At 73.9% G+C, this 1,481-nt stretch carries 1 protein-coding gene; it reads right to left on the reverse strand.

The annotated features are described in order from the left end of the window. Window positions 1-103 precede the first annotated feature (103 nt). Window positions 104-1,481, reverse strand: a 1,378-nt coding sequence (locus ACSNN7_RS28905) for a DEAD/DEAH box helicase (RefSeq protein ID WP_436684210.1), incomplete at its 5' end; no start/stop codon positions are given.

The following is a 1,481-nucleotide window of genomic DNA, read 5'->3' on the forward strand; positions in this document are numbered from 1 at the left end:
GCCCCCGCCCCGGAACCCCGTGCACTTTCCGAGAGAGCGGGGCCATTCGGCGCGTCGAGGCCACGCTTTCCGTGAAAGTGCGCGGGGCGCGGGGCGTGTGGGGTTAGAGGGTTTGGACGGTGGCGATGCGTTCTTCTAGTTGTTCGATCGTCGCCTGGGCGCTCGGGGGGCCGCCGCAGAGGCGGCGCAGCTCGGCGTGGATCTTGCCGTGGGGCTGGCCGGTGCGGTGGTGCCGGGCCGCCACCAGGGCGTTCAGCTGGCGCCGCAGGGCCACCCGGCGCTGGGCGGCACTCAGCGGTGCGGCCGGCGCCGCCGGGGCCTCAGCGGCCGGCTCAGCGGTCCGCGTGGCCGCCCGCCGGCGCTGGGCGGCGAGCTGTTCGGCCTGCCGCTTGGTGAGCAGCATGGAGACCTGGTCGGCGGTGAGCAGACCGGGCAGGCCGAGATACTCCTCCTCCTCCGGGGTGCCCGCCTGCGCGGCGGTGCCGAAGGACGCGCCGTCGAAGATGACCTGGTCCAGCTCGGCGGTGGCGGAGAGCGCGGTGAAGCGCTTCTCCAGTTCCCCGCTGGCCTGGTCGTCACGTTGGGCGCGCTCCAACAGGTCGTCGTCGAAGCCCTCGCGGTCCTTGGGCTTGCCGAGCACGTGGTCCCGCTCGGCCTCCATCTCGCTGGCCAGCCCGAGCAGGTGCGGCACGCTGGGCACGAAGACCGAGGCGGTCTCCCCGGGCCGGCGGGCCCGCACGAAACGCCCGATCGCCTGGGCGAAGTAGAGCGGGGTGCTGGCGCTGGTCGCGTACACGCCGACCGCCAGCCGGGGGATGTCGACGCCTTCGGACACCATCCGCACCGCGACCAGCCACCGCTGCTCGGACGCCGCGAACGTCGCGATCCGCGCGGACGCCCCCACGTCGTCGGAGAGGACCACCGCGGCCTTCTCGCCGGTCACCTGCTCGATCAGCTTCGCGTACGAGCGGGCGTTCTGCTGGTCGCTGGCGATGACGAGACCACCGGCGTCGGGCATCCCGGCGTTGCGCAGCACGGTCAGCCGCGCGTCGGCGGCCCTGAGCACCTGCGGCATCCAGTCCCCGGCCGGGTCCAGGGCGGTCCGCCAGGCCTGCGCGACCAGGTCCTGCGTCATCGGCTCGCCCAGCCGGGCCGCCAGCTCGTCACCGGCGTTGGTACGCCACCGGGTCTCCCCCGAGTACGCCAGGAAGAGCACCGGCCGGACCACGCCGTCGCGCAGCGCGTCGGAGTAGCCGTAGACCGAGTCGGCGCGGGAGCGCAGCAGCCCGTCGCCGCCGCGCTCGTAGCTGACGAACGGGATGGGGTTGTCGTCGGAGCGGAAGGGCGTACCGGTCAGCATCAGCCGGCGTACCGCGGGCTCGAAGGCGGCCTTGACCCCGTCGCCCCAGGAGCGGGAGTCACCGGCGTGGTGGATCTCGTCGAGGATGACCAGCGTGCGCCGGGTCATGGTGCGCCGCCGG

The sequence above is a fragment of the Micromonospora sp. URMC 105 genome (assembly GCF_051386295.1).
GTDB lineage: Bacteria > Actinomycetota > Actinomycetes > Mycobacteriales > Micromonosporaceae > Micromonospora.